15 protein-coding genes are annotated in these 17,269 nt (G+C 63.2%); 2 read left to right on the forward strand and 13 right to left on the reverse strand.

Annotation, left to right across the window (positions count from 1 at the left end):
• Position 1: 1 nt before the first annotated feature.
• The 3 genes from JC607_RS10685 to JC607_RS10695 are packed head-to-tail and all read right to left on the reverse strand — an operon-like array spanning position 2 to position 3,339.
• On the reverse strand, positions 2 to 766 hold the full coding sequence (locus JC607_RS10685) for an enoyl-CoA hydratase/isomerase family protein (protein WP_198836906.1): 765 nt from the start codon (positions 764 to 766) through the stop codon (positions 2 to 4).
• The gene (locus tag JC607_RS10690; protein WP_198836907.1) at positions 763 to 2,334 is read right to left on the reverse strand and encodes an acyl CoA:acetate/3-ketoacid CoA transferase; all 1,572 of its coding nucleotides are present in this window, start codon (positions 2,332 to 2,334) and stop codon (positions 763 to 765) included. The genes JC607_RS10685 and JC607_RS10690 overlap by 4 nt, the downstream gene beginning before the upstream one ends.
• 3 nt (positions 2,335 to 2,337) lie before the next feature.
• Complete coding sequence (locus tag JC607_RS10695; RefSeq protein WP_198836908.1) at positions 2,338 to 3,339, reverse strand: Gfo/Idh/MocA family protein; 1,002 nt, start codon at positions 3,337 to 3,339, stop codon at positions 2,338 to 2,340.
• 205 nt (positions 3,340 to 3,544) lie between these two features.
• Between JC607_RS10695 and JC607_RS10700 the strand changes: the two genes are divergently transcribed.
• A complete protein-coding gene (locus tag JC607_RS10700; protein ID WP_198836909.1) occupies positions 3,545 to 4,405 on the forward strand; it encodes a CHAD domain-containing protein in 861 nt (286 codons plus the stop codon).
• A 7-nt stretch (positions 4,406 to 4,412) separates the two neighbouring features.
• On the opposite strand, the gene JC607_RS10705 is transcribed toward JC607_RS10700, so the two are convergent.
• The gene (locus JC607_RS10705) at positions 4,413 to 5,186 is read right to left on the reverse strand and encodes an alpha/beta fold hydrolase (RefSeq protein WP_198836910.1); all 774 of its coding nucleotides are present in this window, start codon (positions 5,184 to 5,186) and stop codon (positions 4,413 to 4,415) included.
• A gap of 95 nt (positions 5,187 to 5,281) precedes the next feature.
• Between JC607_RS10705 and JC607_RS10710 the strand changes: the two genes are divergently transcribed.
• Positions 5,282 to 5,650, forward strand: a complete 369-nt coding sequence (locus tag JC607_RS10710) for a hypothetical protein (RefSeq protein WP_198836911.1) — start codon at positions 5,282 to 5,284, stop codon at positions 5,648 to 5,650.
• On the opposite strand, the gene JC607_RS10715 is transcribed toward JC607_RS10710, so the two are convergent.
• From JC607_RS10715 to JC607_RS10755, 9 genes are all read right to left on the reverse strand, one after another.
• Positions 5,574 to 6,521, reverse strand: coding sequence for a DUF817 domain-containing protein (locus tag JC607_RS10715; protein ID WP_198836912.1), 948 nt, complete (start codon positions 6,519 to 6,521; stop codon positions 5,574 to 5,576). The genes JC607_RS10710 and JC607_RS10715 overlap by 77 nt on opposite strands.
• 146 nt (positions 6,522 to 6,667) lie before the next feature.
• Positions 6,668 to 8,830 carry an esterase-like activity of phytase family protein gene (locus tag JC607_RS10720; RefSeq protein ID WP_198836913.1) on the reverse strand — a complete coding sequence of 721 codons (2,163 nt, stop codon included), beginning with the start codon at positions 8,828 to 8,830 and terminating at the stop codon, positions 6,668 to 6,670.
• Positions 8,831 to 8,908: 78 nt separating this feature from the next.
• Positions 8,909 to 9,925 carry a magnesium transporter CorA family protein gene (locus JC607_RS10725; protein WP_198836914.1) on the reverse strand — a complete coding sequence of 339 codons (1,017 nt, stop codon included), beginning with the start codon at positions 9,923 to 9,925 and terminating at the stop codon, positions 8,909 to 8,911.
• 174 nt (positions 9,926 to 10,099) lie between these two features.
• The gene (locus JC607_RS10730) at positions 10,100 to 12,286 is read right to left on the reverse strand and encodes a 3-hydroxyacyl-CoA dehydrogenase NAD-binding domain-containing protein (protein ID WP_198836915.1); all 2,187 of its coding nucleotides are present in this window, start codon (positions 12,284 to 12,286) and stop codon (positions 10,100 to 10,102) included.
• The gene (locus JC607_RS10735; protein ID WP_198836916.1) at positions 12,279 to 12,761 is read right to left on the reverse strand and encodes a cupin domain-containing protein; all 483 of its coding nucleotides are present in this window, start codon (positions 12,759 to 12,761) and stop codon (positions 12,279 to 12,281) included. The genes JC607_RS10730 and JC607_RS10735 overlap by 8 nt, the downstream gene beginning before the upstream one ends.
• Positions 12,761 to 13,972: an acetyl-CoA C-acetyltransferase gene (locus JC607_RS10740; protein WP_198836917.1), complete on the reverse strand. Its 1,212-nt coding sequence runs from the start codon at positions 13,970 to 13,972 to the stop codon at positions 12,761 to 12,763. Before JC607_RS10740 ends, JC607_RS10735 begins: the two co-directional genes overlap by 1 nt.
• Before the next feature lie 303 nt (positions 13,973 to 14,275).
• Positions 14,276 to 14,911 carry a glutathione S-transferase family protein gene (locus JC607_RS10745; RefSeq protein ID WP_198836918.1) on the reverse strand — a complete coding sequence of 212 codons (636 nt, stop codon included), beginning with the start codon at positions 14,909 to 14,911 and terminating at the stop codon, positions 14,276 to 14,278.
• A gap of 298 nt (positions 14,912 to 15,209) precedes the next feature.
• Positions 15,210 to 15,422: a hypothetical protein gene (locus JC607_RS10750; protein WP_092899437.1), complete on the reverse strand. Its 213-nt coding sequence runs from the start codon at positions 15,420 to 15,422 to the stop codon at positions 15,210 to 15,212.
• Between the two features lie 29 nt (positions 15,423 to 15,451).
• The gene (locus JC607_RS10755) at positions 15,452 to 17,227 is read right to left on the reverse strand and encodes an acyl-CoA dehydrogenase C-terminal domain-containing protein (protein ID WP_198836919.1); all 1,776 of its coding nucleotides are present in this window, start codon (positions 17,225 to 17,227) and stop codon (positions 15,452 to 15,454) included.
• Positions 17,228 to 17,269 lie beyond the last annotated feature (42 nt).

The raw sequence follows: 17,269 nt of genomic DNA on the forward strand, positions 1-17,269 counted from the left end.
ATCATTGCCCGCTGAAAATGGGTTTGCGTTTTTCTGCGAAAGAGGCGACGCCTTCGCTGCGGTCCTCACTGGCGGCGATGGCGGCAGAGCCGAGCGCCTCGATCAGCGCGCCCTTGTCTTCGCCGCGACCGGCGAGGATCATCTGTTTCGCGACCTCGGTCGCGCGGGGAGACAGCGTTACGGCGCGGGCGGCTATTTCCAGCGCGGTTGCGCGCGGATCATGTGCGATTTCTGCAATAAACCCCAGGTTATGGGCCCGTTCAGCAGCGATCCTTCGTCCGAAAAGTGACATTTCCCGCAAGACCGGTTCCGGCAGCAACCGCGCGAGCCGCTGTGTTCCCGACCAGCCTGGCACAATGCCGATGCCGGTTTCCGGCAGGGCAATCGTGGCGCCCGGCGCCATCACGCGGATGTCGCAGGCGGCCGCCAGCTCCAGTCCGCCGCCAAAGGCGTGGCCCTCCATCACGGCAATCGTCGGCTGCGCCAGTCGCGCCAGCCGGTCGAATAACCGATGTCCGCCACGCACCCAATGGCGGGCGAAATCGCGAGGGCTCAGCGCGCCCCAGCCGGTGATGTCGGCGCCCGAGCAAAAGCATTTCCCCGGCGTCGCGGTGACCAGCACCACGCGGGCCTCACTATGTTCGATCACATCGAGATGGGTGGCGAATTGCGCCAGCATATCTGCGGTGAAACAATTCAGCTTTGCCGGATTGTCGAGCCGGATTTCGGCCAGGGGGCCATTGAGGGTCAGATGGACCGCGCTCATGGCTGCCATCCCATCGGCCCGGTGCCAAGGAGCGAGAGCGGCATCCGTTTCGCATTTTCCGCGATGCGGACGCGGCCTTTGCTCGCTGCGGTGATGTCGCGGGCGGGGTCTATCCCGGGCATGATCTCGGTGGCCGCAAGGCCTGTGGCGGTCAGCCGGATCACGCAGCGCTCGGTGATGTATAACACCTCCTGCCCCTGTTCGCGGGCGCGCGCGCCAGAAAAGGTTACATGTTCGACTTTCTCAACCATCTTGGTGAATTTGCCCGGTTTTGCGATAGAAATGCCGGATTCTGTCAAGTCGACCCCCGCACCCGCCTCGAACCAGCCCGAGAAGACGATCTTCTTCGCATGCGCCGTGATGTCGACAAACCCGCCACAGCCCGCCGTCAGATAGGGCTTTTTGCCCAGTTTCGAGACATTGACATTGCCCTCGGTGTCCACCTCGAGGAAGGACAGGAACGACATGTCGAACCCCCCGCCCTGGAAGTAGATGAATTGCTGCGGCGAGGGGACATAGCCAAAGGCATTCGAGGCGCAGCCAAAGGCGAAGCCGGTCAGGGGCATGCCGCCCACCGCACCTTGTTCGATCGCCCAGGTCACTGCCTGGGGATGACCTTCTTCCAGCAGGATACGCGGCACCATGGCGGAAATGCCGAAACCGAGATTGGCGGTCTGGCCGCCCTTCAGCTCCATCGCGGCGCGGCGTGCGATGACTTTTTCGATTCCGTGTTCGGCTCGGGCAAAGCTTTCCCAGGGGCGCAGGATCTGGCCGGAAATCGCCGGGTCGTAATCGGTTTCCGTGGTCTGGCGCTGATGCGGATCCAGCACCACCAGATCCACCAGATGCCCCGGCACCCGGACATCATGCGGGCGCAGAGACCCCGCAGTGGTCATCCGCGAGACCTGGGCGATCACCAGACCGCCATTGTTGCGGGTGGCAATCGCCTGTTCCAGGCCGCCGAGATAGGCGCCCTCATATTCATAGGTAAGGTTGCCATTTGTGTCGGACGTGGTGGCGCGCAGCACGCAAACATCGGGAAAAATGTTCGGAAAGTGCAACCAGGTCTCGCCGCCAAATTCGGCGCGGCGGACAATCGGCTGGCTTGCGGCACGCGCATTCATCGCGCAGCCCTCGCGGATCGGATCGACAAAAGTGTCCAGGCCCACTTTGGTCAGCACGCCGGGACGGCGCGCGGCGGCTTCGCGATGCATGTCGAACATAATCCCCGAGGGGATATTCCAGGCCGCGACCCGGTCTTCGGTGATCATCTTCCAGATCTCCGGCATCGGCAGGTTCGACCCGCCGGAGGGGTAAGACCCCGCCAGCACACGCGCAATCAACCCGTCCTGCGCGATCCAGTCGATCCCTTTGACGCCATACATATCGCCCGCCGCGATCGGGTGCAGCATGGTGAGCCCGCGCGGATGTCCCTCCAGCCCGAAGCGCTCTCCAAGGGCCTTCAGCACGAAATCCGGGCAGCCAAGCGCCGAGGAAGAGGAGACGGTGACAGTGGCGCCGTCTTTGATACGGGCGACGGCTTCGGCGGCGGTGGCGAGCTTTGACATGGTTCAGAGGTCCGGGAAGGTGATGGTCTGGCGCTGGCCACTCGTGGCGGCCTCGCGGATGGCGAGCGCGATGGCGAGGGATTTCACGCCGTCCTCGCCGGTGGCGGCGGGGCGGCCCTCACCGCGGGTGGCGGCGATGAATTCGGCGGTGCCGGTGGTGTAGAGAGCGGTGGCGGGGAAGGCGATCTCTTCGCGGCCCAGAGCTCTCACCAGCTCCACCCGGCCCTGCGGCTTTTGCGTCATCACGCCGGGTGCGAAAATCGAGCCTTCGGTGCCATGCACCTCCAGCCCGGAGCCGGCGAAGGGATGGGTAAAGCTCTCATGGCTTTGCACCATGGCGCCCGATTGCATCTGCCAGACCGACATGGCGGAATCTTCGACCCCCTGACCCATGCCCGAGGCCGACATGCCGGCAACGACCGAGATGGGGTCCTCATTAAGCAAAAATCGCACCGTATCAGCGTCATGCACGGTGATATCCGGGATCACCCCGCCCCCTGCCGCAGGATTGTCGATCCGCCAGCCCCGGAGATGCGGCGGCAGATGCACCGCATGGAACAGGCGCATCGACAGCACCCGCCCGATCCGGCCCGAGGCGATCAGCGCCCGTATGGCGCGATGGCTGCCCGAACAGCGCAGATGGTGGTTGGTGGCGAAAGTGACCCCGACCGCGCGCGCCGCCCGGACCATTTCTGCCGCGTCAGCAACCGTCATGGCGAGCGGCTTTTCGCACAGCACATGTTTGCCGGCCGCAATCGCCGCCATGGCCTGGCCGTGGTGTTGTTCATTGGTGGTCGAGATATAGACCGCATCGGTCTGCGGATCGGCAAGCGCGGTGGCGAGGTCGGTATCGGCATGGGGGATCGCGTGGCGCGCGGCATAGTCGCGGCCGCGCCTGACCGAAGAACTGACCAGGCGCCGGACCTCGCCGCCGGGCTGGGCGCGAAAGGCCGGGATCATATATTCGGCGGCAATCGTGCTTGCCCCAACCACCGTCCAGCGCATACCAGCCTCCGCTCCGGATTGCGGGCCCTGTGTCGGCGATGCCTCAGATGAGAATCAACCTGGACCGTTCCAATTAATATGGAACGTTCTAAATTCTCTGTCAATCTCGCTGAACCGGCCTGGAGTTCCGGTCTTGTTACAAAAACTTCACGGGGGTGTTTCGCATCGCCGGGATATAACGCGGGCATATGCCCTGGGGATTGATGTGACCGAAGCCGCAACGCCCATGCCCGTCCTTTCGCCGGACACCAGCTGCGAGGACGCCTTTGGTCAGCTGATCATCGGCTGCTGCGCCGCGCTCGACCGCCAGCTGGCGGTTTTTCTGGAAACCGAAGACGAAAGCGGCCCGCATAAGGCCCGGGTCGCGCTGCGCCGGCTGACGACGGCGCTGGACGCTTTCGCGCCGATCCTCAGGCGCAAACAGGCGGGGCAGGTGCGGTCAGCCGCAAAACGGCTGTTCCGGGCCCTTGGCGAGGTGCGCGATGCCGATGTCTTCCTCGCCTCGCATCCGGGCGACAGCGGAGCGCTCGGGCGCCGTACGCTGGAGATCCGCCGCAAGACCCGCAAGATGTTGCGCGACAGCAAGGCGGTCGGTTTCGCGCCTGGGCTTTTGAAGCTTTACGGCTCGCAGGAGCTGTTCAAACAGAACCGCCGCAGCCAGATCGTACGGGCCGCGCCGGTGCGCCTGCTCGCCGGGCTGGTGATGGGGGATGCCTGGCGCGTCGCGCGCAGCCATGGCGATGACCCCGCGAAGATGGAAGAGGTCGCGCGGCATGATTTCCGCAAGGATCTGAAGACTTTGCGCTATCTGGGCGAGTTCTTCCAGGACTTCTGGCCGGTGGAAGGCTGGCAGCTGTTCCTGGCCCGGATGCAGGAATTGCAGGATGAGCTGGGCCTGCTGAATGACCTTGCCAATGCGCGGCAAAAGGGGCGCGAGGGCGAGCGCACAGAGGTCACCGCGGCGCTGAAACGCGCCACCGGGCTTTGGGCCGCGCTCAGCACGATGCCGCCATTCTGGCTGCCGGTTGCGCCCCCGGCTGCGGCTGATCCGGAACCCGATCTCTGACCCGGGGTCAGGCGTTCAGAAAGACGCGGACCGTTTCTTCGAATTCACGCGGCTTTTCGGCATGCAGCCAATGGCCGGCGCCGGGCAGTTTCGCGAAACGCGCATGCGGGAACAGCGCGCGGATCGTTTCGCGATGTTCGGGGCGGACGTAATGGCTTTCGGCGCCGGTCAGGAAAAGGGTCGGGCCGTCGAAATGGCCTTCCGTCCCCGGCCAGCCGATGATCTTTGCCATATCGCGTTCGAGGACATCGAGGTTGAGCCGCCAGACCGGCCCGCCTGCCGCCTTAAGATCCAGCGATTGCAGGAAAAACGCCCGCAAGGCCGGGTCATCGACAAGGGCCTGGAGCCGCCGGTCGGCCTCGCCGCGCGAGGTCAGGCCGGTCAGATCCAGCCCCCGCATCGCGTGGATATGCGGGCTTTGATCGTGCGTATAGGCGACCGGCGCGATATCGGCGACGATCAGGCGGCGGATCAGCGCGGCTTTGGTCAGGGCCAGCTGCATCGCCGCCTTGCCGCCCATGGAATGACCCAGAAGATCGACCTTACCGCCAAGGCTTTCGATCACTTCGGCCAGATCCCCGGCCATCGACGGGTAATCCTGGATCCCGGCGCGCGGGCTTTCGCCATGGTTGCGCATATCCACCGCCACCACATCGCGCCGGTCGGCCAGCCGGCGTGCAATCGCGCCCCAGTTGCGCGCCGAGCCAAACAGGCCATGCACAATCAGGAGCGGCACAGAGCCATCGGGGGCTGAAGCGGGGTGACGGACTGTTGCAAGCATGAACGTTTCCATATCGAAACGAATTGTCCCGAACCAGAGCTGTTGCGAAAACCTCAGGTAAAACGGATAATTTCCGCAGATTGTGAGGACAGATCATGAGCGCGGTCACCATCCGCCAGATGGCCGGCAGGGTCGAAGAGCTGCTCGTCGAGCGGGTCGGCGCGCGTGGGCGCGATTTCGATCAGAAGCTGCGTCATGCCGGGCGCAGATTGCCGCGCCGCGTTCGCAAATCGGCTGCGGCGCTCGCCCAGGCAGCGAATATGACCCAAAACCCAAGGCTGCATGCGCAGATTGATGAGGGCTCTGTCGCCCGCGATTACGATATCTGTCTGCGCTACCTCTCGCCGCTGGCGCGGGGAGAAGGGCGCCGGGGGCGTGGCAGTGTGCTTACCTCGATTGCCTTCTCTCTGATTGTGGTTGCAGCGGGGTTTGTGGGCTTTCTGATGTGGCGCGGGCTGATCTGATCGCATCCCGGTTTGTGGCGCGGGGCAGCGGGCGCCCGGGCGGGTAAAGCGCCTCGCGGCTGACCAGCGAGACCGTCACAAAGGCCACATAAAGCAACAGATACCAGGACCCGATCTTGGCAAAGCTGACGAGGTGGTCCGGTCGCTGCCCGGCATAAAGCCATGTGCCGGTCAGGGTTCCGATATTCTCGGCGATCCACAATGCCAGCGATGACAGGAATGCGGCAAGCGGCAGCGGCATCCACCAGTCCCGGTCCGAGATGCGAAACCAGATCCGGGTGCGGCCGAACAAAAGCACCGTAGCGGCAAACAGGATGATACGGATATCGGGCAGGACGTGATGGCTGAAGAAATTTACATAGATCGCGCCCGCCAGGATCCAGGTCAGCCAGAGCCGTGGATAGGGGGCAAAGCGCATCTCGAAAATGCGGATCACCCGGACCATATAGCTGCCCACCGCCGCATACATGAAGCCCGAGAACAGCGGCACGCCCATCAGCTTCAGCAGCCCCGGCTCGGGATAGGCCCATGACCCGGCGCCGACCTTGAACCATTCCATCGCGGTGCCGGTCAGGTGGAAGAGGAGGATAACGCGCGCCTCGTCCCAGGTCTCGAGCCTCGTCCAGAGAAACAGGGCCTGGATGGCAATCGCGAAGAGAAACAGGAAATCGTAGCGCGCCAGCGCCCAGTCGGGCTGCCAGACCGCGCGGGTGATCAGGATCGCCACCAGCAACAAACCACCAAACAGGCAGGCCCAGCCCTGTTTCAGCACGAACATCACCAGCTCTGCGAGGCCATAGGGCAGGGCGGCACGCACCCTTCTGCCCAAATGGCGTTCAAGGCTGCGGGTGGTTCGGGGCTGCGGCGACATGATACCTGATACGAGAGGGCAGAACCGCCGCAGGATCCGCTGGCACAAGACGCTCCGCAAGGGGGGGATTTCCGCCGCGCGGCCTGGCGCAGGACAGAAGAAGGCCGGGTGGACCCCGGCCTATTGTCAGTGAAAGAAGGGTCTGATCAGAACTTGCCGGCGTTCCAGAACAGGGTCTCGCCCGAACTGTCATCAACGCCGTCATTGTCGGTGACGATCCAGGCATTGCCCTCGTGATCGAATGCCAGACCCTCGACCTTGTCGACCACATAGCCATTGGTCCGCGATTTCAGCTCAGGGATCAGGTCGCGGACCTCTTCCTTGGCGACAACCGGCAGGGTCTCGCCCAGTTTCACCGGCTTCAGATCGGCCAGTTTCACGCGGAAGATCTTTTTCACCACCGCCGCCTCGCCGATCAGATTGTCACGTTCGATGACATAGGCATGGTCGCCATGGACGGTCAGCTCCGACAGCCCCATCCAACCCTCGCCCTTCGGCTCCAGCGGATAGGCGACGGCGCTCCACTCCTTCGCGTCAAGGTCATAGGCCAGCAGCTTGACCTGGCCCTTCGGATCATCGCCCCATTCGCGCTGCATCGCGACCCAGAGCACATTGCCGACCTTCGCGATGCCTTCGGCACCGAACCGGGTCTGATGCGCCAGCAGTTCAACCGGCAGCGAGATTTCTTCCCTGATCTCGCCCTTCGCATTCACACGCAGGATCGCATGCGGCACCAGTTTCTCGGCGTTCCCCTCATTGGCCAGCCAGAAGCCGCCTTCGCCATCCGAGGTCAGCCCTTCGATATCGAGCTTCTGCGCCGGCTGGCCGCCGCGCGTTACCACGGTCTGGGCGACGATCTTCGCCGGGCTTTGCGTGATGTCGATCTCATAGATCGAGGGCATTGCCGAATAGACACTGTCGGAGGCGGCGAAAAGACGGCCTTCGACGCCCTCAACCGAGGCCAGCGCCCCAAGCGCGCCCCAGCCGATCAGCGTTTCTGCCCCGGCAGAGGTCAGCATCGGATAGGCGGGGGCCGCGTCGGAAAGCTCATAGATCATCACATGCGCCCTTGCGGCGCCATCCTCGCCCAGATCGGCCTCATTCGCGGTGACCAGCAGGTTGCGCGAAGGGATCGCCATCACGCCTTCGGGCGAGATCCCCGAGGGCAAAAGCTGGGTCAGTTTCGGGGCCGAAAGGTCGGTCACATCATAGACCGCCGCGACCGAGCCGCGTTCCGACAGCACAAACAGATAGGGGGTATCGCCGAAACGGGCGAATTCCATCCCTTCCGGCTCGATCCCTTTGGCTTTCGAGCGTTTCTCGGGGTAATGGCCGATCTCGATGATCGCATGTTCAAGGCTGTTGCCGGACTCCCAGACGATCGTGCCGTCCTTTTTCCAGATCGTGAAGCCGCGCGAGCCGCCCTTCCAGTCGCCCTCATTGGCAGTGGCAAAATGGTCATTGTCGATCCATTGCACGCCATCGGGTTCGCGCGGAATCGGGTCGGTTGTGGTGGTGAAATCCAGCTTGCCGTCGGTTTTGGTATCGACATTCTCCAGCACGACCTCGCCGGCAGAGAAATGCGCGGCGATCTGGCCATCCGCGCCGATGACGACGATATGGTTGTTTTCCTGCAGCGTGACGACGATCTCACCGGCCGCATTGATATCGACGAATTCCGGCTCGGGATCTTCGCCGCCAATGCTTGCAAGGCCGGTCATGTCGATCTTTTGCAAAGCGGCGCAATCGGGGGCGCCGTCTTTCAGCGGCAGTTTCACCACATAGCCCGCCGGCATCTGCGGCAGGCCGCCATCGCCCAGGTCTTCATCGCGCTCATTCTCGATCGCGACGGCGATAAAGCTTTCATCGGGGGCCACCGCGACCGAATCCGGCTGGCCGCCCAGATCGCAGGATCCGGTCTCGGTTGCCGTCGCAATATCGATGATCGCGAGACGGCCCGAGGGATTGGCATAGCTTTCCGAGGTATTGACGCCCACCACGGCCTTGTCGCCGATGATATAGGCGGTGGTCGGCTCGCCATGCAGGTCGATATTGCCAAGCGGTTTCGGGGCTTTGGCATCGGTGATGTCGATCAGGCCAACGCCGCCCAGCGGGCTGTCAGTATAGATCAGCGTGTTGCCGTCTTTCGAGACCGAGATGATCTCGGCCGAGGATTCGCGTGATTTGTCCTCGCCATCGGCCATATTGGCGATCACCGGGAAAGACGCGATGCGGTTGAAGCTCTGGGAAAGCGCCGGGCTCGCCAGCAGGGCGAAAACGGAAGCTGCGGAAAGCAGGCGGGGGGTCATGGCAGCACCTCAGATCGTTGCGACCTGTTCCCTAACCGCCGATTGCAACAGCGGGGTGAAAGTGACGACCGACCCGGCTCAGAGCCATTTCTTCCAGCGAAAGAACATCCAGGGCGCCACAGCCGAAACGACCATCATCACCAGCGCCGCCGGATAGCCCCATTTCACCGCAAGTTCCGGCATATGTTCGAAGTTCATGCCATAGATGCTGGCGATCAGGGTCGGTGGCAGGAAGACGAAGGCCACCACCGAGAAGACCTTGATGATGTCGGACTGGCGGATATTGATCACACCCAGCGTCGCATCCAGCTGAAACCGCACCTTTTCCGCCTGAACCGCCGCCACTTCACGCAGGGACCGCACGTCATGGATCAGGCTTTTCAGCTGGTCGCGGTCGATCCCCTTCAGGGCCTCTTTCGCGGCCACAGCGCCGGGCACCGAAAGATAGCCCAGCACCCGCTGGATCGTCGCAAGGCTTTCATTGATCTTGCCGTTGCGGTCTTCGGCGGCGCCGATCCGGGTCACCACGCCCGACAGCGCATCGCTGGCGGCCTTGCGGCTGTCAAAGATCGTCCTGGACAGATCATCCAGCTGGCGGGCCTCATTTTCCAGGATATCGGCAAGCCGGTCGACCATCGCCTCCATCAACCCCAGAAGGGTCGCGATCCCGGTCGAACAGGGCGTGTCATGGCGCGCCGCCCAATCGGCGAAAAACGCAAAAGATCCGGGGCGGTGGTAATGCACCGTCACCAGCCGGGCGGGCTGCACCATGAAGGTCACCGGCCCGATCATGAGCTGTTTCATATCGGGCGAGGCCAGCACCTGGGCGGTCAGATACAGCACGCCATCCTCGACATAGATCCGCGACGAGGGCTCGATTTCCTGCATATCCTCGCGGGTCGGAATGCCAAAGCCGAGCGCGCGCTCGATCAGGTCTTCCTCGGCATGGGTCGGCGCCTCGATGTCGATCCAGACCATCTCGCGCAGCGCCGCAGTGGCGGCAGAGCTGTCCCCCGCCAGAACCGGGGTTTCGGGGCTGAGCCGGCCAAAGGTCGCGGGGATGAAGTTTTCCGGCGGGACGGAAGCCAGCCGCATTCCCTGGCTCTGAAAGCCTCTGATCATATCCGGACGCCCCTGTTTGCTGCCAGCGCCCTGCGCCGGGATCAGCGGCGAGACTAGCGCCGCAGCGCGGCAGAGAAAAGCCCGGGCCCGCCTGGCGGATCCGGAGTTTTCCCCCGATTGTGTCCCTGACCGGTCACGGGGGCGGGGTCAGGCGGCCCTGGTTTCGCCGGGCTGGCCGTAAAAGCCCGTCCCGTTTTCCGCCATCTCGCGCAGCAGGGCCGGGGCCTCGAAGCGGTGCCCGAATTGCGCGGTCAGCTCACGGCAGATCTGCACGGCACGCGCCGCCCCGATGATGTCGAGCCAGCCAAATGGCCCGCCTGACCAGGGCGCAAACCCCCAGCCGAGGATCGCGCCGACATCGCCTTCGCGGATATCGGTCAACACACCTTCCTCCAGCGCCCGGACCGCCTCCAGAACCTGCGCCATCATGAGCCGGTGCTGCACATCGGCAAGCGAGAGCTGCACCTTGTCGGCGGGGTATTTCCCGGCCAGCCCCTCCCAGAGCCCCAGGCGTTCGCCCTTGTCGCTGTAATCATAAAACCCGGCATTGGTCTTGCGGCCCAGCCGCCCCTGATCAGCCATCCAGAAGATCACCCTGTCGACCGCCTCATCGGGGTAATCGGCGCCCATCGCGGCTTTGGTTGCTCTGGCGATCTTCACCCCCAACTCAATCGAGGTCTCATCGACAAGCTGCAACGGCCCGAGCGGCATCCCCAGAAGTTTCGCGGCATTTTCGACCAGCGCCGGCGCGATGCCTTCGGCGACCATGCGGATGCCTTCGTTGATGTAAGGAATGATGCAGCGATTGGCGTAGAAGAAGCGCGCATCATTGACCACAATCGGCGTTTTGCGGATCTGGCGCACGAAATCGAGCGCCTTCGCCACCGCGCGGTCACCGGTTTTCCTGCCGCGAATGATCTCGACCAGCATCATCTTGTCGACAGGCGAGAAGAAGTGGATGCCAATATAGTTCCCGGGCCGCGCGCTGGCGGCGGCCAGCCCGGTGATCGGCAGGGTCGAGGTATTGGTGGCGAATATCACTTCCTCACCTGCCGCCTCCTCGGCGCGTTTCGTGACCCCCGCCTTGACTTTGGCGTCTTCGAACACCGCCTCGACGATCAGATCAACGCCGCGCAGCGCTGCGTAATCGGTGGTGGCGGTGATGCGCGACAGCACCTCGTCTTTTCGCGCGGGGCTTACCCTGCCGCGTTTGATCCCCTTGTCGAGCAGGCTCTCCGAATGCGCGCGGCCCCGATCAGCGGCCTCTTGCGTGGCGTCGATCAGCACAACCTCGATCCCCGCATTGGCAGCGACATAGGCGATGCCCGCGCCCATCATGCCGGCGCCCAGCACGCCCAGCCGTTTCACCGACTGATCGGCCACCTGAGGCCGGTTCGCGCCTTTCTCAAGCGCCTCTTTATTGATGAACAAAGACCGGATCATCGCTGAGGAGGACGGATTCATCAGAACAGAGGTAAACTGCCGCGCCTCGATCTTCAGCGCCTGGTCAAAGGGCACCAGCGAGCCTTCATAGACCGCCGATAACAGCGCCTTCGCCGCCGGAAACACGCCTTGCGTCTTGCCGTTCACCATCGCCGAGGCGCCGACAAAGGTCATGAACCCCGCCGGGTGGTAAGGCGCGCCGCCGGGGAATTTATAGCTTTTGTCATCCCAGGGCTTCACCAGATCCGCGTCTTTCGCGGCCAGAACCCAGGCCTTTGCGGTCCCGATCAGATCATCCGCCGGCACCACCTCATCAATCAGCCCCGCCGCTTTCGCGCCTTTCGGATCCGAGAGCCTGCCTTCCAGCAGGATGGGCGCCGCCATCATCGCGCCGAGCTTCCGCGACACCCGCGTGGTGCCGCCGCCGCCCGGGAAGATGCCGACCATGATTTCCGGCAACCCGATCTTCGCTTTCGGATTATCGGCGGCAAAGATGCGATGGGTGGCCAGCGGCAGCTCCAGCCCGATGCCGAGCGCGGTGCCGGGCAGCGCTGCCACGATGGGTTTCCCACCCTTCTTCGTCCTGAAATCCATGCCCGCGAGTTCGATCTTGCGCAGCACAGTATGCATCTGCATCACGCCGTCAAAAATCGCCCGGGCGCCCCCCGCCCGCATCCCCGCCAGCACATTCAGATCCATGCCGCCGGCGAAATCCTTCTTGCCCGAGGTGATCACCACCCCCTTCACAGCCACGTCGGCCAGCGCCCGGTCGATCAGCGCATCAAGTTCGGCAAAGCCCGCCATCGACATGACATTCATCGACTTGCCCGGGGTGTCCCAGGTGATGGTCGCCACGCCGCCTGCGTCGAGATCCCAGATGAAATCAGCCATTTTCCTCTCCCTCGGGCTGCCAGGGGCGCCCGTCCTTATGGGTGTAAACACAGGCGCCATCCGTGACGGTCAGCACCATGTCGACATCTGAATAGGTCACCACCTCTTCGCGGGCCTTCGCGCCGATGACGACGAACACCGCCGGCGTATCGCCCCGGTTGATGAATTGATGCCCGTCCGGCGTCCCGGCGGGAAAACCGGCGCAATCGCCGACGCGCATGATCTCTTCACCGTCATTGGTGATCATCACGCATTCACCCGCCACCATCACGACGAACTCATCTTCCGCCCGGTGCCAATGGCGTAAGCTGGACAGCGCCCCCGGTTTCAGCGTCACCAGATTGACGCCGAATTGCGTCAGCCCCGCCGCCTGTCCGAGCCGCAGGCTCGACCGCCCCTCCATCATTTCAGCATAGGGCGATGGGTAGATGGAGCCGGTCTTGACCGGAACCTTTGTCAGATCGAGCTTTTTCATCAGACCCTCTCGATGATGGTGGCGGCGCCCATGCCCGATGCGATGCACAAAGTGGCGAGGCCGAGGGTCCGATCGCGCCGCTCCATCTCATCAAGCAGCGTGCCGATGATGATTGCGCCCGAAGCGCCCAGCGGGTGTCCCATCGCGATCGCACCGCCATTGACGTTCACGCGATCGGGCGGGACGTGGAACGCCTGCATGAACCGCAAAACCACCGCAGCAAAGGCCTCATTGACCTCGAACAGGTCGATATCGCCGATCCTGAGACCGGACTCCTTCAGGATCTTTTCCGTCACCGGCACCGGGCCGGTCAGCATGATCGTCGGATCGGTGCCGATCTTCGCCGTCGCCCGGATCCGCGCGCGCGGCTTCAGCCCATGCGCTTTGCCAAACGCGGCATTGCCGATCAGCACCGCCGCCGCGCCATCGACAATCCCCGAGGAATTCCCGGCATGGTGGATATGGTTTACCCGCTCCAGCTCGGGGTATTTCATCAGGGCGATCCTGTCGAAACCGGGCATCACCTCGCCCATGTCTCTGAAACTGGCTTTCAGCGCGCCCAGAGCCTCGGCCGTGGTGCCGGGGCGCATATATTCGTCATGATCAAGGATGGTGAGCCCGTTGATATCCCTGACCGGCACGATGGATTTCGCGAAACGCTGATCCGCCCAGGCCGCCGCCGCCCGGGCCTGGCTTTCGGCGGCCAGCTGATCGGCCTCTTCGCGCGAAAAGCCGAATTTTGTCGCGATGATATCTGCCGAAATCCCCTGCGGCACGAAATGGGTTTTAAAGGTCAGCGCCGGGTCCACCGCAATCGCTGCCCCGTCCGAGCCCATGGCGACCCGGCTCATCATCTCGACGCCGCCTGCGATATAGGCCTGCCCCGCGCCGGCCTTCACCTGATTGGCGGCAAGGTTCACCGCCTCCATGCCGCTGGCACAAAACCGGTTGATTGAGAGGCCAGGGATCGCCTCATCCAGATCCGAGAGCAGCACCGCCGAGCGCGCGAGGCAGCCGCCCTGTTCCCCCGCTTGCGTGACATTGCCCCAGATCACATCCTCGACCGCATGGCCTTGCAGCCCGTTGCGGGCCTGCACCGCGTTCAGCATCTGCGCCGAAAGCGCGACCGAGGTGACCTCATGCAGCGCGCCATCCGGGCGCCCGCGCCCGCGCGGGCTGCGCAAGGCATCATAGATATAGGCGTCGGTCATCGTCTTTCCTCCATCCGTCTCGGGCCGGAACTCTTACGGGTCGCCACAATCGCAGGGCAGGTCGCAGTCCGGTGTCGGTTTCCGTTCAGTACAAGCCCCGTCGAGGCCGGGGACCGCGAGAGCAATCGCAGCATGCCGTGCCCTGGTCTGTTGCCTTTTCCTGTTCAGCTTCTTGTCTTTGGCGGATTTGCGCAATGATACCGCTGCGTCACGATGTCCGGTATGGCGTGTGCGGACCGGCGCCAGCGCGGCCAGCGCGCCCTGGTTGCCGTCCCCTGATGCGCAGAGCCGGGACAGCATGGCTCAGGCCCGGTCAGAAGGATTGCCGGGCATCAGGTCATAGGGATGCTTCCAGCCGGGAAGAGCCTGGATACGGTCCAGCCAGCGGTCGATATGCGGCCAGGTTTCGCGCTGAAATCCAAAGGGTTCCGGGTAGTACAGGTAAGAGCAGAGCGAGAGATCCGCGATGGTCGGGCCGGCCCCGACCACCCAGTCCCGGGCCACCAGATGGTCATTCAGGACGGCTGAGGCCGCTTTCAGGCGGCCCTGCTGGAAGGCGATGACCTCTTGTGGGCGTTTCTCAGCACTGAGGAAGTTCATCAGGAAGCGCGTGGTGCCGATCTGGCCCGAGAATTTGTGGCTGTCCCAAAAGAGCCAGCGCAGGATCTCATCAGCCTCGTCGGGCGCAGCGCCCCCCAACTGCCCCGTTACGCGGGCGAGATGGGTGAGCATCACGCCCGACTGGGTGAAGAGCCTGCCTGCGAGCCGCAGCACCGGCACTTCGCCCATCGGGTTGAGCTGGCGAAAGGCCTCGCCGCGCGCCTCGCCATGGAAGAAATCGACATAGACCGATTTCCAGGGCGTGCCGGTCAGCGTGAGCATGAGCGCGACTTTATAGGAGTTGCCACTTTCGCCGAAACACCAGAGCTGAGCTGTCATGTCGCACCTCTCCTGACTGATGGCGGAAGCGGGGGTTTCACACCCCCGCGCCCCCGTGGAGTATTCAGGTCAAGAGGAAGAGGAAATATTAACCTCCCCTCTTCTATCATAGGTTTTGCGGTACAGGCTGGAGAGCCGATGACCGCTCAAGGGGAAGTCCCGCTCCGGTGATACGCATAGCCAAAGCGTTAAGGGTCCGGGGCGGGATGACTTTGATGAGGCCTTTCCTCTTGATCCAATCCTCTTGATCCAAATACTCCCCCGCCGGAGGCGTTCATCGGCTGAAGCCTGCGGGCGGTCACCGTTTGCGCGCATCGAGCTCCGAGTTGAACAGCCGCAGCCGATGGGTGAGTTTTTCACTGTCGATGACCGAGTCGAAATTTTCGAAGAGGAAGGACAGGGCTTCTCCTTCATCGAGGCCTGCATCGAAGGCGAAGCGCTTCAGCCGGCGATAGCCGTCTTCGGTCATGGCGACGGGAAAGCGGCGGGTCAGGCGGAAACGTTTCGGCATAGATATCTCCGGAGGGGGCAGGCTGCAGTCTAGAACGCCCTGGCGGCCAATGCCATGACCGGATCCGGGCCGCTCACGATCCGGGCCAGATGTGTCGCACAGGCGGGCAGCTGGCGGGCCATGTAATAGCGACCGGTGGCGATCTTGGCGTCAAGATACTCCTGGTCCGCCGCGCCGGCATCAAGGGCCGCAAAGGCGGCACCGGCCATTTTCGTCCACATCAGGCCAAGGCAGACATGGCCGGCCAGATGCAGAAAATCGGAGGAACCCGCCAGCGCCGCATTCGGATTTTTCACGCCGTTTTGCATGAAATACATTGCCGCAGTCTGAAGCTGTTCCGACGCGGTTGTCAGCGCCTCGGCGAAAGGTTTCATCCGCTCGTCACGGTCATGGGCGCGGCATTCGGCCTTCACCAGGTTGAAAAACGCCATCACATGTTTGCCGCCATCCGCCGCGAGTTTGCGCCCGACGAGATCCAGCGCCTGCACGCCATTCGCGCCCTCATAGATCATCGCGATCCTTGCATCGCGGACGAACTGGCTCATGCCCTGTTCTTCGATATAGCCGTGGCCGCCGAAGACCTGCTGCGCCCCGACCGTCGATTCAAAACCCTTATCGGTCTGGAACCCCTTTATGACCGGCGTCAGAAACCCGATCAGCCCGTCGGCTTCGGCATCGGCATTGCGATGCGCGCGGTCAATCAGCGAGGCGCCCCAGAAGGTCAGCGCCCGCGCGCCTTCGACAAAGCTCTTCTGATCCATCAGCATGCGGCGGATATCGGGATGCACGATCAGCGGGTCGGCGGCGCCTTTCGGGTTCTCCGCTCCGGTCATGGCGCGGCCCTGGAGGCGGTCTTTCGCATAGGCGACCGCGTTCTGATACGCCGCCTCGGCCACCGCATATCCCTGGAGGCCGACCCCCAGCCGCGCCTCGTTCATCATGGTGAACATGGCCCGCATCCCCTTATGGAGATCGCCCAGCAGCCAGCCCTTCGCGCCGTCATAATTCAGCACGCAGGTCGCATTGCCGTGAATGCCCATCTTCTCTTCGATCTTGCCGGTCGAGACACCGTTGCGCGCCCCGATATTGCCTTCCGCAGTCACCAGAAACTTTGGCACGATGAAAAGCGAGATCCCCTTCGTGCCTTCGCCACCGCCGGGGGCGCGGGCCAGAACCAGATGGATGATGTTCTCCGCCAGATCATGATCGCCTGCCGAAATGAAGATCTTCTGGCCGGTGATCAGATAAGAGCCATCCTCCTGCGGTTCGGCCTTCGTGCGCAACAGACCCAGATCGGTGCCGCAATGCGGCTCGGTCAGGTTCATCGTGCCGGTCCAGTCGCAGGCGATCATCTTTGGCAGATATTGTGCCTTTTGCGCGTCAGACCCATGGGTATGGATCGCCGAGATCGCGCCATGCGTCAGGCCCTGATACATGTTGAAGGCCATATTGGCCGAAACGAAGATCTCGCCCACCGCGCAATTGATCAGATAGGGCAGGCCCTGGCCGCCATAATCCGGATCGCAGTCAAGCGCGGTCCAGCCGCCCTGTTTCATCGTCTCGAAAGCAGCTTTGAACCCATCGGGCGTGCGCACAGTGCCATCCTCCAGCACACATCCCTGGCGGTCGCCACTTGCATTCAGAGGGGCGAGTATGGCCGAGGCAACCTTGCCGGCCTCTTCCAGCACGGCGCCGGTGAAGGCGCGGTCGAGATCCGCGTAGCCGGGAATGTCAAAGCCGGAGATCCCGAAAACATCATGCAAAATGAACTGCATATCCTTTACCGGGGCGGTATAGCCGGTCATCGCTTTCTCCCTTCGGTTCTGTGCCGCTGGGCCTCCTGGCCC

This window comes from Paracoccus sp. IB05 (genome assembly GCF_016405985.1).
Lineage (GTDB): Bacteria > Pseudomonadota > Alphaproteobacteria > Rhodobacterales > Rhodobacteraceae > Pseudogemmobacter.

Excerpts from the sequence above, each read along its gene's own strand:
- JC607_RS10685 (WP_198836906.1), bottom strand. The coding sequence starts at position 766 with ATGAGCGCGGTCCATCTGACCCTCAATGGCCCCCTGGCCGAAATCCGG.
- JC607_RS10735 (WP_198836916.1), bottom strand. The coding sequence starts at position 12,761 with ATGAAAAAGCTCGATCTGACAAAGGTTCCGGTCAAGACCGGCTCCATC.
- JC607_RS10695 (WP_198836908.1), bottom strand. The coding sequence starts at position 3,339 with ATGCGCTGGACGGTGGTTGGGGCAAGCACGATTGCCGCCGAATATATG.
- JC607_RS10745 (WP_198836918.1), bottom strand. The coding sequence starts at position 14,911 with ATGACAGCTCAGCTCTGGTGTTTCGGCGAAAGTGGCAACTCCTATAAA.
- JC607_RS10750 (WP_092899437.1), bottom strand. The coding sequence starts at position 15,422 with ATGCCGAAACGTTTCCGCCTGACCCGCCGCTTTCCCGTCGCCATGACC.
- JC607_RS10755 (WP_198836919.1), bottom strand. The coding sequence starts at position 17,227 with ATGACCGGCTATACCGCCCCGGTAAAGGATATGCAGTTCATTTTGCAT.
- JC607_RS10710 (WP_198836911.1), top strand. The coding sequence starts at position 5,282 with ATGAGCGCGGTCACCATCCGCCAGATGGCCGGCAGGGTCGAAGAGCTG.
- JC607_RS10720 (WP_198836913.1), bottom strand. The coding sequence starts at position 8,830 with ATGACCCCCCGCCTGCTTTCCGCAGCTTCCGTTTTCGCCCTGCTGGCG.
- JC607_RS10690 (WP_198836907.1), bottom strand. The coding sequence starts at position 2,334 with ATGTCAAAGCTCGCCACCGCCGCCGAAGCCGTCGCCCGTATCAAAGAC.
- JC607_RS10740 (WP_198836917.1), bottom strand. The coding sequence starts at position 13,972 with ATGACCGACGCCTATATCTATGATGCCTTGCGCAGCCCGCGCGGGCGC.
- JC607_RS10715 (WP_198836912.1), bottom strand. The coding sequence starts at position 6,521 with ATGTCGCCGCAGCCCCGAACCACCCGCAGCCTTGAACGCCATTTGGGC.
- JC607_RS10705 (WP_198836910.1), bottom strand. The coding sequence starts at position 5,186 with ATGCTTGCAACAGTCCGTCACCCCGCTTCAGCCCCCGATGGCTCTGTG.
- JC607_RS10725 (WP_198836914.1), bottom strand. The coding sequence starts at position 9,925 with ATGCGGCTGGCTTCCGTCCCGCCGGAAAACTTCATCCCCGCGACCTTT.
- JC607_RS10730 (WP_198836915.1), bottom strand. The coding sequence starts at position 12,286 with ATGGCTGATTTCATCTGGGATCTCGACGCAGGCGGCGTGGCGACCATC.